18 protein-coding genes are annotated in these 17,324 nt (G+C 47.2%); 2 read left to right on the forward strand and 16 right to left on the reverse strand.

Features of this window, described 5'->3' with window-relative positions:
• Window positions 1-44: 44 nt before the first annotated feature.
• The 12 genes from EYQ95_RS06400 to gspC are packed head-to-tail and all read right to left on the reverse strand — an operon-like array spanning window position 45 to window position 11,279.
• Entirely contained in the window at window positions 45-794 is a 750-nt protein-coding gene (locus EYQ95_RS06400; protein WP_111915077.1) for a type II secretion system protein N, read from the reverse strand.
• On the reverse strand, window positions 791-1,327 hold the full coding sequence (locus EYQ95_RS06405; protein ID WP_165831956.1) for a type II secretion system protein M: 537 nt from the start codon (window positions 1,325-1,327) through the stop codon (window positions 791-793). Before EYQ95_RS06405 ends, EYQ95_RS06400 begins: the two co-directional genes overlap by 4 nt.
• Window positions 1,324-2,532 carry a type II secretion system protein GspL gene (gene gspL, locus EYQ95_RS06410; protein WP_111915079.1) on the reverse strand — a complete coding sequence of 403 codons (1,209 nt, stop codon included), beginning with the start codon at window positions 2,530-2,532 and terminating at the stop codon, window positions 1,324-1,326. The genes EYQ95_RS06405 and gspL overlap by 4 nt, the downstream gene beginning before the upstream one ends.
• Window positions 2,525-3,526, reverse strand: coding sequence for a type II secretion system minor pseudopilin GspK (gene gspK / locus EYQ95_RS06415; protein ID WP_111915080.1), 1,002 nt, complete (start codon window positions 3,524-3,526; stop codon window positions 2,525-2,527). The genes gspL and gspK overlap by 8 nt, the downstream gene beginning before the upstream one ends.
• Entirely contained in the window at window positions 3,513-4,169 is a 657-nt protein-coding gene (gene gspJ / locus EYQ95_RS06420; protein WP_111915081.1) for a type II secretion system minor pseudopilin GspJ, read from the reverse strand. The genes gspK and gspJ overlap by 14 nt, the downstream gene beginning before the upstream one ends.
• The gene (gene gspI, locus EYQ95_RS06425) at window positions 4,169-4,540 is read right to left on the reverse strand and encodes a type II secretion system minor pseudopilin GspI (RefSeq protein ID WP_111915082.1); all 372 of its coding nucleotides are present in this window, start codon (window positions 4,538-4,540) and stop codon (window positions 4,169-4,171) included. Before gspI ends, gspJ begins: the two co-directional genes overlap by 1 nt.
• Window positions 4,534-5,112 (reverse strand): type II secretion system minor pseudopilin GspH, encoded by a 579-nt coding sequence (gene gspH / locus EYQ95_RS06430; protein WP_111915083.1) that lies wholly within the window; start codon window positions 5,110-5,112, stop codon window positions 4,534-4,536. The genes gspI and gspH overlap by 7 nt, the downstream gene beginning before the upstream one ends.
• Before the next feature lies 1 nt (window position 5,113).
• The gene (gspG, locus tag EYQ95_RS06435; RefSeq protein WP_111915084.1) at window positions 5,114-5,554 is read right to left on the reverse strand and encodes a type II secretion system major pseudopilin GspG; all 441 of its coding nucleotides are present in this window, start codon (window positions 5,552-5,554) and stop codon (window positions 5,114-5,116) included.
• A 1-nt stretch (window position 5,555) separates the two neighbouring features.
• Entirely contained in the window at window positions 5,556-6,779 is a 1,224-nt protein-coding gene (gspF, locus tag EYQ95_RS06440) for a type II secretion system inner membrane protein GspF (RefSeq protein ID WP_111915085.1), read from the reverse strand.
• Window positions 6,780-8,318 carry a type II secretion system ATPase GspE gene (gene gspE, locus EYQ95_RS06445; RefSeq protein ID WP_111915086.1) on the reverse strand — a complete coding sequence of 513 codons (1,539 nt, stop codon included), beginning with the start codon at window positions 8,316-8,318 and terminating at the stop codon, window positions 6,780-6,782.
• Complete coding sequence (gene gspD, locus EYQ95_RS06450) at window positions 8,318-10,402, reverse strand: type II secretion system secretin GspD (RefSeq protein ID WP_111915087.1); 2,085 nt, start codon at window positions 10,400-10,402, stop codon at window positions 8,318-8,320. Before gspD ends, gspE begins: the two co-directional genes overlap by 1 nt.
• A gap of 10 nt (window positions 10,403-10,412) precedes the next feature.
• Entirely contained in the window at window positions 10,413-11,279 is an 867-nt protein-coding gene (gene gspC / locus EYQ95_RS06455) for a type II secretion system protein GspC (protein WP_111915088.1), read from the reverse strand.
• Window positions 11,280-11,382: 103 nt separating this feature from the next.
• Between gspC and hslR the strand changes: the two genes are divergently transcribed.
• Together hslR and hslO are read left to right on the forward strand one after the other, a co-directional pair.
• Window positions 11,383-11,808, forward strand: coding sequence for a ribosome-associated heat shock protein Hsp15 (hslR, locus tag EYQ95_RS06460; RefSeq protein WP_243618921.1), 426 nt, complete (start codon window positions 11,383-11,385; stop codon window positions 11,806-11,808).
• 8 nt (window positions 11,809-11,816) lie between these two features.
• Window positions 11,817-12,686, forward strand: coding sequence for an Hsp33 family molecular chaperone HslO (hslO, locus tag EYQ95_RS06465; RefSeq protein ID WP_111915089.1), 870 nt, complete (start codon window positions 11,817-11,819; stop codon window positions 12,684-12,686).
• 22 nt (window positions 12,687-12,708) lie between these two features.
• On the opposite strand, the gene der is transcribed toward hslO, so the two are convergent.
• From der to hisS, 4 genes are read right to left on the reverse strand one after another with little or no spacing between them, the layout of a single operon-like run.
• On the reverse strand, window positions 12,709-14,148 hold the full coding sequence (gene der / locus EYQ95_RS06470; protein WP_111915090.1) for a ribosome biogenesis GTPase Der: 1,440 nt from the start codon (window positions 14,146-14,148) through the stop codon (window positions 12,709-12,711).
• A gap of 26 nt (window positions 14,149-14,174) precedes the next feature.
• On the reverse strand, window positions 14,175-15,362 hold the full coding sequence (bamB, locus tag EYQ95_RS06475; protein WP_111915091.1) for an outer membrane protein assembly factor BamB: 1,188 nt from the start codon (window positions 15,360-15,362) through the stop codon (window positions 14,175-14,177).
• Complete coding sequence (locus EYQ95_RS06480; protein ID WP_165831957.1) at window positions 15,359-15,973, reverse strand: tetratricopeptide repeat protein; 615 nt, start codon at window positions 15,971-15,973, stop codon at window positions 15,359-15,361. Before EYQ95_RS06480 ends, bamB begins: the two co-directional genes overlap by 4 nt.
• 47 nt (window positions 15,974-16,020) lie before the next feature.
• The gene (gene hisS / locus EYQ95_RS06485) at window positions 16,021-17,289 is read right to left on the reverse strand and encodes a histidine--tRNA ligase (protein WP_111915093.1); all 1,269 of its coding nucleotides are present in this window, start codon (window positions 17,287-17,289) and stop codon (window positions 16,021-16,023) included.
• Window positions 17,290-17,324 lie beyond the last annotated feature (35 nt).

The raw sequence follows: 17,324 nt of genomic DNA on the forward strand, positions 1-17,324 counted from the left end.
TTTGTTTTTCGTAACTTTGTTCTTCGTAACTAAATAATTCGGTTTTAGCGGCTTTCTGCACTAAATATGTATTGCCCCTGGCTGTTAGGGTTACCCACCATGCGTAACGCGTCACGTATCACTTGAGGCGCCTGTGCAGTCGGCTTTAGGTGTCCGTTTAAGGTATAGCCAGTGTTGCTTAATTGTAGATTAAAGAAAATACCTAGCATATTGTCTTCTGGCATATTCAATACCACCTCTCCAGAGTCGCATTGAGCCGTGACTTGGTAGTCGCCCACGCTTTCCCAACTCTGTCCAATTCGGGTGGTTACATCAAACGCTCTGCCTTGTCCTTTCAAAGCACTACATAGCGGTTGGCCCTGATTAAACTCTTCAATATGCAATGTGTACTCCCCCCGAACAGGGACCAATGCCGCAGCGGGTATGTCTAACCAGTTTACGGTTTTCTCTAAGTCACCACGAACCATAAGTTCTTCCACACTAACACCAGACATACTGGCATTCACATAGCCATTGAGTGCAAATGGATTAGATTGCCCGCTCTGTACGCTCACCTTGGTGGCTAACTTTCCGGTGAATAGCGCTAACGGGAATATTTCCCATGCGATGTTTTTCACCACGCGCCCCTGCACTTGAACGGTGTCCACTGTCCCATTCCATATAGTTCCCGTTACACCTGAAATGTGTACCGATTGCGGAATAGGTGCCCAGTGAGTGACCATACGTGCGGGAAGGAACACCACCAACGCACCTAGGTAAACAATAACGACTAAGGAAATTAACTTAAACTTCATCCTGCGGCTCTTACCTGTAATTTACGCACACGAACACGGCCCGGCTCATTCGCCGAAGACACGTCTACACTTTCAATAATAACGCCAGCAGAACTTAGCCGTTCTATGTACGCAAGTACCGTTTCAAATGGAACTTCGTCCACCACTAAAACGCGCGAGCGTTCTTGGGTTTGTATCCGTGTAATTACCATTTCTAGTTCATTCGCTATACGGTTAATTTCACCACTCAATGCAGAATCGGTAACCGTTGTGCTTCCGCTGTTTTGGCTATTTGCACGCAACGCCACAATTTGCGCCACACGTTGTTCTACATATGTTGCCAACGTTCTTTCGTTATCAAGCCGTTGTTGTGCACTAGCGATACCGTTATGAATTGGCTGCCATATACCCAACCAAAATCCACACACTAAAAGCAACACGGCTAGCGTAGTTAATAGCGTTCTTTCGCGCGCCTGTAACGCATTCCATTTCTGCTGATAAGGAGCTAGTTGCGTCTGAATTTTCTGAGAAAGCTGTTTTAACTTGTTACTCAAAACGCACCTCCTCGAATCGTCATAGAACCTGAAATTTGTCCGCCACGATTCACCAGTTGCCCTTGCTCTATTTCCAGTTGCTGATTGCGAACCGCGGCTTGGAATCGCTCAAACGCTTGGAAATCTTGGCCATTTGCTTGTAAACGTAGTTCTTGGTTCGCTTGGTCGAACTGCAAAACATTAAGCGACAGCTCTACAGAGGAGAATGCTGGCGTTAACGCATTCATTAAATCTAGGAAACCACCAGCAGCGCCACCCGACAAACGAGTAAGCTCATTGTCCACAAGCCTGCGCACATTATTCGGTAATTGCGACGCTGAAGCATTAATGCGTTGATAGTGCGACAGCGTAATTTCTTGATAGGCATTTGCTTCGCGGTGCATCGACCAAATAGAAGCGCCTTGCATAACTAAGTAGGTCACCAAGCACACGCTTGCTGCAAAAGCAGGGAACTTGAAGACACCCAAACTCGTTTGTTTCTTTTCCTTCTGCCGAAACTCACCTTGCAGCAAGTTAATATTTTGCGCTGGATTGTTATAAAGGGTATTCAGCATGGCCGATAGTGCCAGCTCTACCTCTGCGTCTGTAATGGGAGCAGGAGGTGTTGGCCAGTGAACTTCGCCAAATGCTCTAATCGAGCTCGGCAATTCTTCTGGATCGCTTTGGCTTACCGCAAACCATTCAGGCTCAACGCAAAGTCCTTCATAAAGAGACTTTCGTACAACCCAGTCGTTATTAAATTGCGCAACCGACCAAGTGCCCTCTTGCAAAGGTAAAGCCAGAGCGTCGGGATAAATACCCTGATATGAAAGCTTGGCGCGCTTCAATGCGTCTAGCCAAATCTTAATTTGTGCCTTCGCTATGACTGCAACGGGCAGTTCAGCTTGCGGCGATGACGCTGCGGGCCATGAAAAATGCAATTCGCTTACGTCTTGGGACACTTCATCTTCTAGCGCAAAAGGAATCACTTGAGCCGCTTGCCTGCGCGACTTAGCCGGCAGCTCTAACGCATGAAAACTCATGGCGGACACAGCGCCTAAAATGAACACCGCTCGATTACCTATCTGCTCGGCAACCTCCGGTAAACTGTGTAAACCGTTTCCTTGCCCCGAAGCAATAATTTCATGCGTTTGCATATTTTCTATATGCCAGAAAACAGCCTGCTCTGCCTCTGCGGGTAAACGAATAACTGCTACTTCACTCATTCTCTACGTATCCTCCACGAGAACGGTGTAATACAAAGCTCGCCCCTTGCGAAACTTGTAAAATCGATGTTCCATATAATTCTAATTCACCATATTGAATTTGCGCCTGCAGCTCAAAATATTCACTGGTGAGCGTTAAGTCTTCAAAATCTGAGCCTTGGTTTCCTGCTTCGTTTAATGCTTGCAAACCAGGGTCTTGTTTAATGTCATCTACCGTATCATAACCTTGCTCTGGACGATTACCAATAAGCGACTCTGCGGCAGAAATATCGATAGCGCCTCGAAAAAACGCAACAACAATTTCTGCCTTTTCAGGATCTACGGTATTTAAATTAAAATTCCATTCACGAACATTAGGAATAACACAAATATAAGGCCGAAGCTGCTGATAAACTTCGCGAGTATAACCAGCAACTTGTCGTAACTCTGAAATATGGCTCATCAACGTATTGGCCGCCAAATAAGGTTGCGGCAACGACTCATAGTCTGGGTCTTCTGCACCAATAGACTCATGCAACATGCTGTCTTCGTCTAACCAGTCCATAAGCGTTGCGGTCAATCTTTCCGCCTTATAAGAGTCAAACTCTAAGACTTCAAGCAGCGCTTGGTAGCGCTCTTTTGCCATTTCCCGGTCAGCCGACTCACCTTCCTGGAGCGCCAAACTATTAATATTAAAGCATGCGTGCAAGTCTTTCAGTTGACCGCCTATCGTACCTCCGCGAACCGGGAACGGTCCTTGAGGCTGCGCCCATGGCTGTTGCAAATTAAACTTTCCTTCCTCTTCCTCTTGCACTCCAAGTAATACTTGTTGTGCCAGTGCTTCCGCACTTAACCAATGCCAATAGGCTTGTTCCGAAGACTCATGGGCACCAGTACGTGCCAATTGATAACGCAATTGGCCGCTCATTTTCACGGCAATGGCGGCGACAATCGCAATCACCAATAAAACGGTGATAATGGCTACACCTTGTTGTCTTTGTTTAGTTCGGCGCATTCAAATCCTCCGAACCATTCCCCGATTCTTGCCGCACCTCACCCATGGGTATTGGCCCCGAGGTTAATAATACTCTTTCAAAGATACCTAAATACTCGTGCTCTAGCTTCACCCGTACAATGTCGGGAAGTTGACCTTCGACAGACCAACGTTCAAACGATTCGCCTGCGCGTTCAAAAACCACTTCAAAACTTACCACATGTTCTAGCAAGTTCTGCACTGTTGGCTCACCTGAAGCATCGTCAACAAATGGAGCATGAACACGCTGTAATACATTGTCGCGTACTCGATAAGCAACCGGTTGTAATTGCGAACGCGGAAGAACATCTCCAGGATTCTGCCAACCCGCACGTACAAACCCCATTCCACCCATGTCGCTGTCGACAACGCCACCGTCATTCACGGCATAAACTTGGCGCCTTTCAATGGGAGTGCTGCGCAAAGGGCGAGCAACCATTTGCCGTATATCACGGTCCATGAGTAAAAAGGCGAACTGTAATTCACTTATGGCTGCTTGCTGCTGACGCGAGGACTCGTCGGCTCGAGTCATTTGTAGCAACACAGAAGAACTCGCAAGTCCTATAATTGCCAGAATAGCGATGGCAATAACCACTTCAATGAGGGTGAAGCCGCGTTGTTTCATTAACGCCTCCCCACAAACGTACTTAGTTCAGCGAGCACCTGTCCGTTTTGTTCTGCCCGAACTCGAACGGTAACTTCACGCAAATCCTCGGTGACTGTTTCAACGACCTGCACCTGCCAGTACCATTCACGCTGGGCAAGCTCCATTTCACCACGTTGATTATTTCGAGGCGGCCACTGCCCTTCCTTTACTTCTGTTTTCACCACTGCCAACTGGTTACTGGCGATCCATTGTGCGTAATAGCGAGCTTCTAGCCTTTGCGTGCTGGCGATATGTTGGGTAGCAACCGTAAGCGCAGCGAGTGCCCCAAGCGCGAAAATCGACAAGGCAACCATAACTTCAATAAGCGTGAATCCGCGAACTTTTACCATATTGCGTTTTCAACCTGATTCAGTTCAACGCCGCTTCTGCCGTCAAAACTTACCGTAGCATCAGGGTCCGTAATCGGCCGGAACTGGACACGAAAAGGAACAAATTCAGAGCTTTCGAAAATAATAACCTGCGGTGTTATTTTGCGTTCTTCGTCTTCTTCGCGGTCTTCGTCGTCTTCATCGATAGAGCTAAAAGTTAACGAGTCCATCGCGTCTTCGTTCTGAAGCAGTTCAAAGTCGCCTGGAATAAATACAATTTGGTAGTGTTCAGAAAGGTCTTTCGGGGTAATTGGCGCTTGGTTAATCACTTGCCAGCCTTGCTCATTCCATAATACAAAGCGATAGCCATCGTTTTTAAACTCTATGCCTGCAACCCATTGGCGAAGCAATGCTTGCTCTCTTACATGCCTAAATTGTTGCGCGAACTCTTCGGCAACTTCGTCCGGAGTTTGCTCCGAACTTCGCTCTGGCAATTGCAAAACAATAACCCAAGCCATTAAACCCACAATTGCGGCGACAACCATAACCTCAACAAGCGTGAAACCTAATTGTGATCGCCGCGGAACAAACATATTAAGGGTTGCTGCTCGTATCGTTCATGTTCCAAGTGCCAATGTCGTCTTGCGTACCAGCTTGCCCATCTGGTCCCATTGAGAAAATGTCGTAACGACCGTTCTGGCCAGGACTCACCAATTGATAAGGACTATTCCAAGGGTCGTTCGGTAATCTACGAATATATCCACCGGTACGGTAGTTGCGTGGGCGTGGGTTCACTTGCGGCTCGCTCACTAATGCTTCCAAACCTTGTTGCGAGGTTGGGTAATTACCGTTTTCTAGATTGTACATCTCCATAGCATTTTCCAAGGCGGTTAAGTCGCTCACCACCTTCTGGCGATCGGCAGTTTCCTTGTTCCCAAATACATTCGGTACCACTATGGTTGCCAAGATACCTAAAATCACGATAACAACCATAAGCTCTAGAAGTGAGAAACCTCTTTGCTTGGACATACTCATATTACATTCCTATCTGTTGATTCAAATTCATAATTGGCGTAATGATAGCCAGCACAATAAATAACACCACGGCCGCCATGCTCACAATAAGCAGAGGCTCAAATATCTTTAAACTTACATTTACGGTGTTGGAAAATTCGTTGTCTTGAGTGTCTGCACATCGCCGTAACATTTGTTCAAGTTCACCACTGCGCTCGCCAGAAGCAATCATATGCAGCATCATCGGTGGAAATAACTTACTTTTACTCAGTGCCGCCTTTAAACTCGACCCTTCTCGCAAGTCGTCCGCAGCTTTCTCAACGGCCTCGCGCATTCTTAGGTTACCCATAACCTGCGACGTAATACGCATACCGTCGAGCAAAGGAATCGCTGACGCTGTCAGAATACTTAATGTTCGCGCAAACCGTGCTGTATTCACACCGCGAACCAAGTTTCCAATCATAGGAAGATAAAGATACTTGCTGTGAACTTTATAGCGAAAGCTTTTTTGCTTCATCATTCTGCCCCAAACCACTAGACCAATAGCGATTGCCGCAAGAATATAAAGGCCGTAATTTTGTAACGCGCTGCTGATGCTAATTAAGACTTGCGTTACCCACGGTAGTTCAGCACCGAGGTCGCTAAATTGTTCGACAATTTCCGGAACGACAACAGCGAGCAGGAAGGAAACCACGGCAACAGCAACAAGTGTGAGTACGGCTGGGTAAACTGAGGCTTGTACCACCTCGCTTTTCATTTTTTGTCGTTGCTCAGTATAGTCTGCTAAACGCTCTAAAACTTCGTCGAGGTGACCCGACTTTTCTCCAGCGGCAACCATGGCACAAAACAAATCGTCGAAAATGGCTGGAAAGTCACGCATTCCGTCGGCAAGGCTATAACCCTCAACAACACGGCTGCGCACTGCCATGAGCATTTTTTGTACACGAGGTTTCTCAGTTTGATCGGCTACGGCGTAAAGCGCTTGTTCAATGGGTAAAGCTGCAGAAATTAGTGTTGCGAGTTGACGCGTAATAAGCGCCAGCTCCGAAGTGCTAATTCCACGTTGAAACAGGCTTCCTTTGCGTTTCGAAGCTTTCTTTTCTTCTGCGTCTGCGGCTTCCACCGACATGGGGAATAACCCCTGCGCACGAAGTTGCTGGCGTATTTGACGTTCTGTATCGGCTTCTAGAACACCCGTTTTCTTCTTTCCACTCGAGTCGAGGGCTTCGTAGGCAAACGCAGGCATTTATTCCTCCCGAGTGACACGAAGCACTTCTTCTAACGAGGTCATGCCCTTAAGAATTTTGTCGCGTCCGTCTTGGCGAATACTCGGGAATTTCTGACGCGCATATTTTTCGATAGCTTGCTCGCCATGGCCATTGTGAACCAACTCTCGGGTTTTCTCATCAATCACCAAAAGTTCGTGGATGCCGGTTCGACCGCGATACCCGGTGTGGTTACACTCGGCACACCCTTTAGGCCGGTATATCTGAGCTTTCTCGCTTTCAGGTAATCCCAACAACGACAACTCATCGGCGCTTGCTTCATGCAATTCTTTACAATTGCCACAAAGCGTACGTACCAAACGCTGGGACAACACGGCTAGCAAACTCGACGACAGTAAGAAAGGTTCTATACCCATGTCTTCAAGTCGCGTTAAAGCGCCTGAAGCCGTATTCGTGTGCAACGTTGAAAGTACCAAGTGTCCCGTTAAACTGGCTTGTACGGCAATTTGTGCGGTTTCAGCGTCACGAATCTCACCCACCATCACGACATCGGGGTCTTGGCGCAAAATAGCGCGCAATCCACGTGCGAAAGTCATGTCCACTTTGGGGTTTACTTGAGTTTGGCCTACGCCTTCCAGTGCGTATTCAATCGGATCTTCAACCGTCAAAATATTACGGTCTTTGGTGTTTATTTCAGAGAGCGCCGCATACAGCGTAGTACTTTTACCCGAGCCCGTTGGGCCGGTAACGAGAATAATGCCGTGCGGTTTATGAATAAGGTCTGCGAAATGCGCCCTATTCTCCTTCGTCATGCCTAACTCGGTAAGGTCGAGCCGCGCGTTGTTTTTGTCTAACAAACGAAGCACTACACGTTCGCCATGGTTCGACGGCATAGTAGACACACGAACATCTACTGCTCGGCCTGCAATAAGCAGAGAGATACGACCGTCTTGCGGTACACGCTTCTCTGCAATATCCAGCTCAGCCATTACTTTAATACGACTCACCAGTAACGAAGCAAGCTTGCGATGCGGGCGAAGTATCTCGCGAAGTACACCATCAATACGGAAGCGAATGATTAGGTCTTTTTCAAACGTTTCAATGTGTATGTCTGAAGCACCTTCTTTAATGGCTTCACTCAACATCGCATTGATTAATTTGATAATTGGCGCGTCGTCTTCACTGTCTAGCAAGTCTTCCGTTTTAGGTAACTCTTCTGCCAGTGAGAACAAGTTCACTTCGTTACCAATGTCTTCCATTAGCTGCTTAGCTTCAGAAGAATCACGTTGGTACGCTTTTCCTAGAAGGAGGTCGAACGCTTCTTTTGGGTGTTCTTGAATAGCAAACTGCACACGCGTAAACCGCTTCACTTCATGCAAAGTAGCAATAGTTACGCCTTCACGAACATGAAGGATAGGGTTCTCCCCCTCCCACACTAAAACTGCACCAAAGCGTTTTGCAAAAGAAAACGGCAATCTTAGCTTTTGCCCATTGTCTACCGAAGCGAGGACTTCCTCACTCGGTAGATCTTGAGAAACAGAGTCCGCTTGCGAGGTCATTAGTTACCCTCGTTTTCCATAGCTTCGTCTAGCGCTTCAAAACGCTCGCGCATATATTCTTCTAGCTCTTGCGGCATCGGTTCGCCTTCAGGCCAGTTAGGAATAACTGGGATAACGTCTCGGCTTCGAAGTGAAACACCTTGGTCTTGCTGCATAAGCTGCTGCGCACGAATGAAGCTATATTTGCGACGACTTAACCCTGTCATTGTCGCGTCGTCACGAATAATAGTCGGACGAATAAAGATCATGAGGTTACGCTTTCTAGTACTTACGCTTGTTGATTTAAATAAGTGTCCAATGAGTGGAATGTCTCCAAGAAGCGGAACTTTTGAGAGGCTCTCTTGCACGTCTTCATCAATTAAGCCACCCAATACAATGGTTTGGCCGTCGCGCGCAAGCACTGTGGTTTGAATTTCACGCTTATTAAATGTGATATCTACCGCAGTAGCGCCAGCAATACTTGAAACCTCTTGCTCAATAAGAAGCTGAACCGCGTCACCTTCGTTAATTTGCGGGGTAACACGTAAGCGAATACCTACTTCGGTCCGTTCAACCGTTTGGTAAGGGTTGTTGTTATTTGAGCCTGAAGTAGAGCCAGTAATGGTCGGTACTTCCTGACCTACAAGGAACACGGCTTCTTGGTTGTCTAACGTGGTAATGCTTGGCGCTGAAAGAATATTAGAATTGGTGTTCGTAGCTACCGCTTGAACTACCGCACCCCAGGTGTCTTCCACCGTACCGAACAACAACCCATTCGCATTACCTAATAATTGCGCCAACAAGGTGAAGTCGCCACGCTCGTCTGGTTCACGCGTGGTAAATTCATTACCTGCGTTATCTACACGGGTAACTTCTGAACCTTCACGCCCTTGCGCTTGTTCTGCCGCTACAGCCAATTGCCCTAGTGGTACTTGTGTACCATTAGAGTGCTGTAACATGCCGTAGTCTTCACTTAACCACTGGACACCAAAGTCGGTGCCATCGCCTTCAAATACTTCAACAATAATGGCTTCAACTTGAACTTGAGCACGGCGAATATCGAGCTGGTCTATAACACTTTCAATGGCATTCAATAGATCGGGTTGGGCTGTAACCACTAGCGCGTTTGTGGCTTCGTGAGACTCGATGCTTACTTCCGGGCCAGAGCGACGCTGCTGAGTGTTGGTTCCAGAACCTGCACGTTGCTCTTCAGCAATTAAGGTGTCTGTCATACCACGTAGCAGTTCAACCATTTCTTCTGATTTAGCATAGCGAAGATAGAAAACTCGGGTGTTACCGCTAGTTTCCATTTCTTGGTCGAGTTGACGAATTAAGCGAATAACACGTTCACGAGCACGCTCTTCACCACTCACTAAAATTCGATTAGTACGCTCGTCAGCAACTACCCGGGGGCGCAACATTTCCGGCGTATTTGTACCTTGTTGGGCAAACACGCTTTCAGCTATGCGAACCATTTCCGAAGCAGATGCATGCTCGAGCTGAACAATTTCTACGTCTTGGTCGCCAACACGGTCGACTCGGCGAATGATATCCACCAAACGATTCACCACAGCTGCTCGGCCGGTAATCAGAATCACGTTCGACGGGTCGTAGTGCATGACTGCACCACCGCTAGTTTGGTCGTTTAACTGACGCAATAAAGGCGCTAACTCTCGAACAGATACATTTTGTAACGGCACAACACGAGTAACCCACTCGTCTCCTTCACTCTGACCTTCATCAACAACAGGAGAAGGTGCATTTTTCGCGTCTCGATCGCGAATGACTTTTAACGTGCCACTTTCCATTTCAATCACGGCATAACCATGAACAGAAAGCACACTGAGGAAAAACTGATAATACTGCTCGCGGTTCATCACGTCATAGCTGCGAACATTTATGCGGCCTCGAACCTCTGGATCAACAATGATGGTTTTTTCTAAGTTGCGACTTACAACCTGAATAAATTCATTAAGATCTGTATTACGGAAACTCGCAGAAAATTCTTCCTGCTGTGCAGATGCTTGCCCTTGCTGTGCAAAGACAGGTGTACTCAGTACACAGGCTGCTATGCATACGATTCCAATCCGTTTCAAAAAAATCATTCTTTGCTACCTATTCGCTGGTCAGGTAAATATCAATGTCGATGATTTCACCATTACGTAAAACACTGACTTGGGCTTCTGTCATACCCTGAATTTCGTTCATAAGCTCTACAGCTTCAACCATATTGGTTAAGTCGTATCCGTTAATGGCGATGGCTATGTCGCCTGCCTCAAAACCAAGTTCGGCAAACTTAGCGGCGTCGCCCTTCGGACTAATTCGGTATCCTAAAAGTTCGGAGCCGTTTCTCTCGGGCTGAATAGAAATAAGGTCTAATAACTCTTGCTGTTGCGAGCTCAACTCTACGTCATTTTGCTCAGCAGCTACATTACGAGCGGTAGAACTCGAAGAAGAAGTGACCAAGCTCAACGGAGCTTCAGAACCGTCTCGACCTTCAAGCCATAACGTTTCCACGCGACCACCATTTTCTAGTAGAACTCTATCGCTAAGTATTTCATTTACCACGGCACGGCTGCCTTGAATTGTGTCGCCCGGTATGTACGTTTGCTGGTTGCTGCCTTGTTGAATAATTGCTGCTGACAATTCTGGGTTACTACTCGCAGTTACCCCCACCAACCTTACGTTAAGTGTTGTTTCTGGCGCATCCACAACCTGTTGTGCTGCGCCGCTTGAGGCTTCTCCAAAAAGATGAAGTTGCTGGATGCGACGTACATTCACACCGCGGTCTGAACTCACAGACACATTACTCATATTTATAGCTGTGGAATTAATCGCCGGCGCGGGCGTAATTAGAGCCCAAGTAATCTTCGCTAACCAAATAGCCGAAAGCCCCAGTAATAGCACTGCGACTAAATTGAGAACATTCCGCAACAAATTAGGATTGCCCAGGCGGTTAATTAATGTACTTGTATGAACCACTTATTATTTACTTCTTGGTAGTTGAATCAACATTCTATACTGCGCACCTGTATGCAACAACCTCATAACATAAAATACTGACCATCAAAGTTTATGCTCTTTCATGTTAAAATCATTCTTCATTTCACAACCCTTTGATACTGGTATGCAGCAAGAACAAGTGCGACTCGACAAATGGCTTTGGGCTGCTCGTTTTTTCAAAACGAGAGGGCTAGCACGTTCGACCATTCAGGCAGGAAAAGTTCAATATAACGGACAAAGAACTAAGCCCGCTAAGGTTGTCGAAATAGGTGCCGAATTAGTCATTCCCAGAGGATATGACCGCGTCACTGTTATTGTCACTGCATTAAGTGATCAAAGACGTGGTGCAGACATTGCGGCAACGCTTTATGAAGAAACAGAAGCCAGTATTAAAAAACGCGAAGAGAATGCTGCAGCACGAAAAGCAAATGCGTTGTATAATCCGCACCCTCAACAACGCCCAGACAAGAAACAACGGCGTGATTTGATTAAGTTTAAAAACCAATAGGATTTAGCATGTCAGCAAAAGCCAATGCCATTCACCGTTTTACGTTTTCAGACTATGACGTGCGCGGCGAAGTCGTACAGTTAAATAAAGTATTTTCCGACTTATGCGAAGGTCACCAGTACCCTGCGCCAGTGAAGAAACTACTTGGCGAGCTTTTGGCGATGACAAGCTTGCTTACCGCAACATTAAAGTTCGAAGGCCACATAAATGTCACGCTGCAAGGCGATGGCCCTGTGAACTACGCTACCGTGAACGGCTCACACGACCAGTCATTGCGTGGTGTTGCACGTGTTGTCGGTGAAATTGAACAAGACAACCTTCCGGCTTTAATTGGAAATGACGCGTTGCTCATTATTACTTTAACCCCTTCCCAGGGTGAGCAATACCAAGGCGTGGTGAAAATTGAAGACGATAATTTGAGTGCCGCCATAGAGCGTTACTTCCAGCAGTCTGAGCAGTTACCTACGCGCGTATGGCTACATGCCGACACAGCTGACATGAATTGCGGCGGTTTGTTCTTACAGGTATTACCCGGTACATCACAAGACGACTCGGGCTTTGAACACACGGTTGCACTAGCAGCGACGCTTACCGCAGAAGAGTTATTCGGACTAGACGTTCAAGCTATTCTTCATCGGTTATACCATGAAGACGAACTTACGCTTTATCCGCCACAAAACGTACAGTTTGTATGTGGCTGTAGTCGTGAACGCACTGCTATTGCGCTTCGCAGCATTGACCGCAACGAACTCAGAGAAATTATTCAAGAAGATGGTGAGCTAAAGCTTACCTGCGACTACTGCTTAACAGAATACGTGTATGACGCGGTAGATGTTGAAGCGCTAGATGCTCATGAAACACCGCCGCAACAACAATAGCGGCGGTATTCTTTAGGTCGGTTTACTTTTTCACAAAGCGCATCATGCGTTTACGCTTGCGCTGTTGTGAAATGGTGAGCTTATTCTTTTTACCCGCAAACGGATTGTCGCTATTGCGAGTTTCAATCTTAATCGGTGTTCCCATTAAGCCCAACGAACGACGGAAATAGTTCATTAAGTAACGCTTGTAGCTTTCCGGCAAATCGTCCACTTGGTTACCGTGAATCACTACACGAGGCGGGTTATAACCACCTGCATGGGCATATTTTAGCTTCACGCGGCGACCGCGCACTAGTGGCGGTTGGTGCTCTTCCACGGCAGAAGTCAAAATACGTGTTAAATGAGCAGTACCGGCTCGCTTAGTTGCGCTCGCATAAGCTTCTTGTACCGACTCGTACAAGTGTCCCACGTTGGTACCGTGCAGCGCCGAAATAAAATGAATGCGAGCGAAGTCGACAAAGCCTAAACGGCGGTCGAGCTCGTCTTTCACCCATTGCTTCGCGTCTTGCTCAAGGCCGTCCCACTTGTTCACAGCAATAACTACAGAGCGACCTGCGTTCAACACAAAGCCAAGCAAGTTAAGGTCTTGGTCACCAATACTCTCGCGAGCATCAATCACCATAATGACAACGTTAGCGTCTTCAATCGCTTGTAAGGTTTTCACCACAGAAAACTTTTCGACTGCTTCGCCAATACGACCACGGCGACGAACACCTGCGGTGTCGATTAGGGTGTAGGCCCTACCATCGCGCTCCATAGGAATATAAACACTGTCGCGGGTTGTACCTGGCATGTCGAAAACCACAACACGGTCTTCGCCTAGAATCCGGTTCGTAAGCGTTGACTTACCTACGTTCGGGCGCCCAACGATAGCGAGTTTTATAGGCGTGTCTGGGTCTGGAGCTTGGTACACATTGTCTTCTTCAATGTCTATTTCTTCAGGCTCGGGTTCTTTTAAGTCTGGAAAGTCTTCTACTAACGGCGCAAAGCTCGCTTTTAATAACTTCCCTACACCACGCCCATGAGCCGCAGCGATTTGCCAAACATCGCCAAGTCCAAGCTTATAGAATTCAGCGCTGGCTGAGTCGCCGTCGATACCGTCCACTTTGTTTGCCACCAGCTTCACAGGCTTCTCTTGGCGGCGAAGGTAGTCGGCAATAAACTCATCTGCGGCAGTTAAACCGTCTCGAGCGTCAACAAGGAAAAGAACCAAGTCAGCTTCATGAACAGCCTGCAAAGACTGCTCTGCCATTAATCGGTCTAAACCCTCTTCGTCGCCTTGAATACCACCAGTATCTACAACAATAAACTGGTAACCGTCATATCGGCCTCTGCCGTATTGGCGATCACGAGTAAGGCCAGGGAAGTCAGCTACTAGAGCGTCCCGGCTATGAGTGAGTCGGTTAAAGAAAGTACTTTTACCGACATTCGGACGGCCCACGAGGGCCACTACTGGCAACATTTTTATTCCTTAATAAGGTCGAGTACTTATCGAGTTTCGATAAGGTACACTCGACCTGATGCTGTTTGTACAGCGATATTGTCTTCTACAGCGACCGGTGCAGTATGAATTTGGTCGTCTTCATTGAGAAGTAAACGACCTTCAATTTCACCTGAGTCAATACTTAACCAATGTAGGTAGCCAAAACGGTCACCCACTACAAAGTAGTTACCTTGTAATGCAGGCTCAGTTACGCTGCGATAATAAAGGTCGCTATTTCTCCAGCGCTCGTTACCCGAAAAACGGTCAGCGCTGATTACATGACCTTCTTGTGTAACCACCAATAACCTGTTGCGTAATAATTGTAATTGTCTTGCACTAGCATAGTCGCGTTTCCATTCAATCTCGCCACTCATAAGTGCAAGTGAGATGGTTTCGCCGTTGAAAGCGGACATATACACATTTGAGCCAGCGACTAAAGGCGAACCGTCTACGTCGACCATTCGCTCTAATTCAGAGCTACCTGTTGGTGCTGAAACACGTTGCTCCCAGGCTAAGCGACCACCGTCTAACAAGAGAACAATCCCTTTACCGGTTGCCGTACCAAGCACTACACCGCCACTCACGATGGTTGGTGTTGAAGTGCCTCGTAGTCCTAACAACGCAGTTTCTTCTTCGTATTCCCAAACAGGGCTACCGTCTTCGGCGTCTAAAGCTACGATGAAGCCGTTACCTAAGTGCGCAACCACAAAGCCTTCACCGACAGCGGGTTCACTCACAAGTTCACCACGCAGTTGAGCGGACCACTTGGTCTCACCATTGGTTTTGTCTAATGCGAATAAAAAACCATTCTCTGACGGTATGTACAGGGTATCGTCTACAAGTTTAGGGCCCGCAGAAATGCGTGCCGACTCACCACGAGTTAAACGTCCGAACCAACGACCGTCTTCAGAGAGCTCTCGCTCCCAAATTGTTGAGCCGTCTTCTGCACTAAGCGCCACAATAAGGCCATGACGGTCGGCAACATAAAGCACACCGTCTTCATACACTGGCTGTAAACGCGAATAGAAGTCGTCGCTACCCGAGCCAACCTTTGTAGACCAAAGTACATTGGCTTGTGTTGTTGCTTCAATGGGTTGTAAGTCTGCATGGCGCTGAACGTCATTCGACGAACAACCTGCCAATACAACAGCAGAAAGCATTAAACCGAATGTAATTTGAATACCTTTGATCATGGATTAACCGCCAAACTATCCAGTTTCATTTGTAAAACGCGATTCATGCCACTTTCGCTGCTTTCAAGTGCAGAAGCGTAAGCCATTCTTGCCGCGTCTTCATTACCTTGAGCAAGGTGCAAGTCACCTTCAATTTCAGACTTCAACGCCGCATAACTTGTAACCGTAACTTGGCTCAATGCGTTCGAAGCATTGTCGTAACGACCTAGAGCAATTTCTACGCGAGCTAAACGAAGTGCAGCAATGCTAGTCACTTGTGCGTTGGTAGACTCATTCATCGCCATTTCAAGTTGAGTTGCAGCTTCTTCAAGGTTCTCTGCAGCAACCGCACTCTTAGCAACAACAAGACGGGTTAACGCGGCATAGTCGCTGTCACTTAGTTCACCAAGCACAGACTGCGCTTCAATAACTTCACTTGTTTCAGCGTCTAATTGGTCAACAATTTGCTTCACCTGCGCGGTGGCCGCTTGTTGCTCCGCTAACTGTGCGCTTTGGAAACTGCGCCAAGCAAACATAAGTCCTAGGCCTACAACTAAGCCGCCCACGATCCATGGACCGTATTCTTTAATAAACGACTTTACCTGTTCAACTTGTTGATCTTCGTTTTCCACTGATATTTCCTCTTTAAAAATCGTGTACTGGCTTTAACAAACCACTACTAAAAACTGCTCAGGAACTTAATTAACTCATCAACCGTCATTGAAGATTGAGGTTTGTCCTCGCGTAAATATTTAACTGAAACTGTACCATTATTTACTTCATCTTCACCCATAATCACTGCTATTTGGGCTCCAGACTTGTCTGCGCGTTTAAGCTGCTTCTTAAAGTTGCCACCACCACAATGCTGCATAATACGTAATTGCGGTAATGCGTCTCGAAGCTTTTCGGCAATGGTTGTTGCAGGAAGTTCCGCAACTTCCCCCATTGCGCTTACATAAACATCAACAGGTTGAGGAATAGTTAAGGTTTCCGCAAGTTCGAGCATTAAAACCAAACGCTCCATACCCAATGCAAAACCTACGGCTGGGGTAGCTTTACCACCTAGCTGTTCCACTAATCCGTCGTAACGTCCACCCGCACACACTGTACCTTGAGCACCTAAAGACTGGGTAGTCCACTCAAACACCGTACGGTTGTAATAGTCTAACCCGCGTACCAAGCGCTCATTGTGCTGGTAAGTAATACCCGCAGCGTCTAACCGTTGGCACAACTGCTGAAAGTGACTCCGCGACTCTTCATCCCAATACTCGGAGAGCTTTGGCGCGTTAGCCAACACAGCCTGTACGTCTTCATTCTTAGAGTCTAATACCCGAAGAGGATTCGACTCTAAGCGACGCAAGCTGTCTTCGTCTAACTGTTCAGCGTGCGCTCTTAAGTACTCCGTTAACGCAGCTCTGTACTCCGCTCTCGCTTCGTTTGAAGCTAACGAGTTCAACTCTAACGTTAAATGCTCTGAAATACCTAACGCACGCCATAACCGTGCAGACATAAGAATAAGTTCGGCGTCGATGTCTGGACCTTGCAAACCAAACACTTCCACACCAAGCTGGTGAAACTGACGATAACGGCCTTTCTGAGGACGTTCATGGCGGAACATTGGGCCCAAATACCACAAACGTTGCTGCTGGTTGTAGAGCAAACCGTGCTCGTTACCTGCTCGCACACAGCTTGCTGTACCTTCTGGACGCAAGGTTAAACTGTCACCGTTGCGGTCTTCGAAGGTATACATCTCCTTCTCAACGATGTCAGTCACTTCACCTATCGAGCGTTTAAATAAATCGGTTTGTTCAACAACCGGCATACGAATTTCTTGGTAGCCATAACTACTAACAAGATCTCGTATTTTTTGCTCGAGCACCTGCCAGCGCGCTGTTTGCTCTGGCAAGATGTCATTCATTCCACGAATTGCTTGAATTTGCGTCGCCACAATTTCGGCCTTCTTCTCTCAAAATGGGGCATTAT

The organism is Lysobacter sp. N42 (assembly GCF_004344885.1).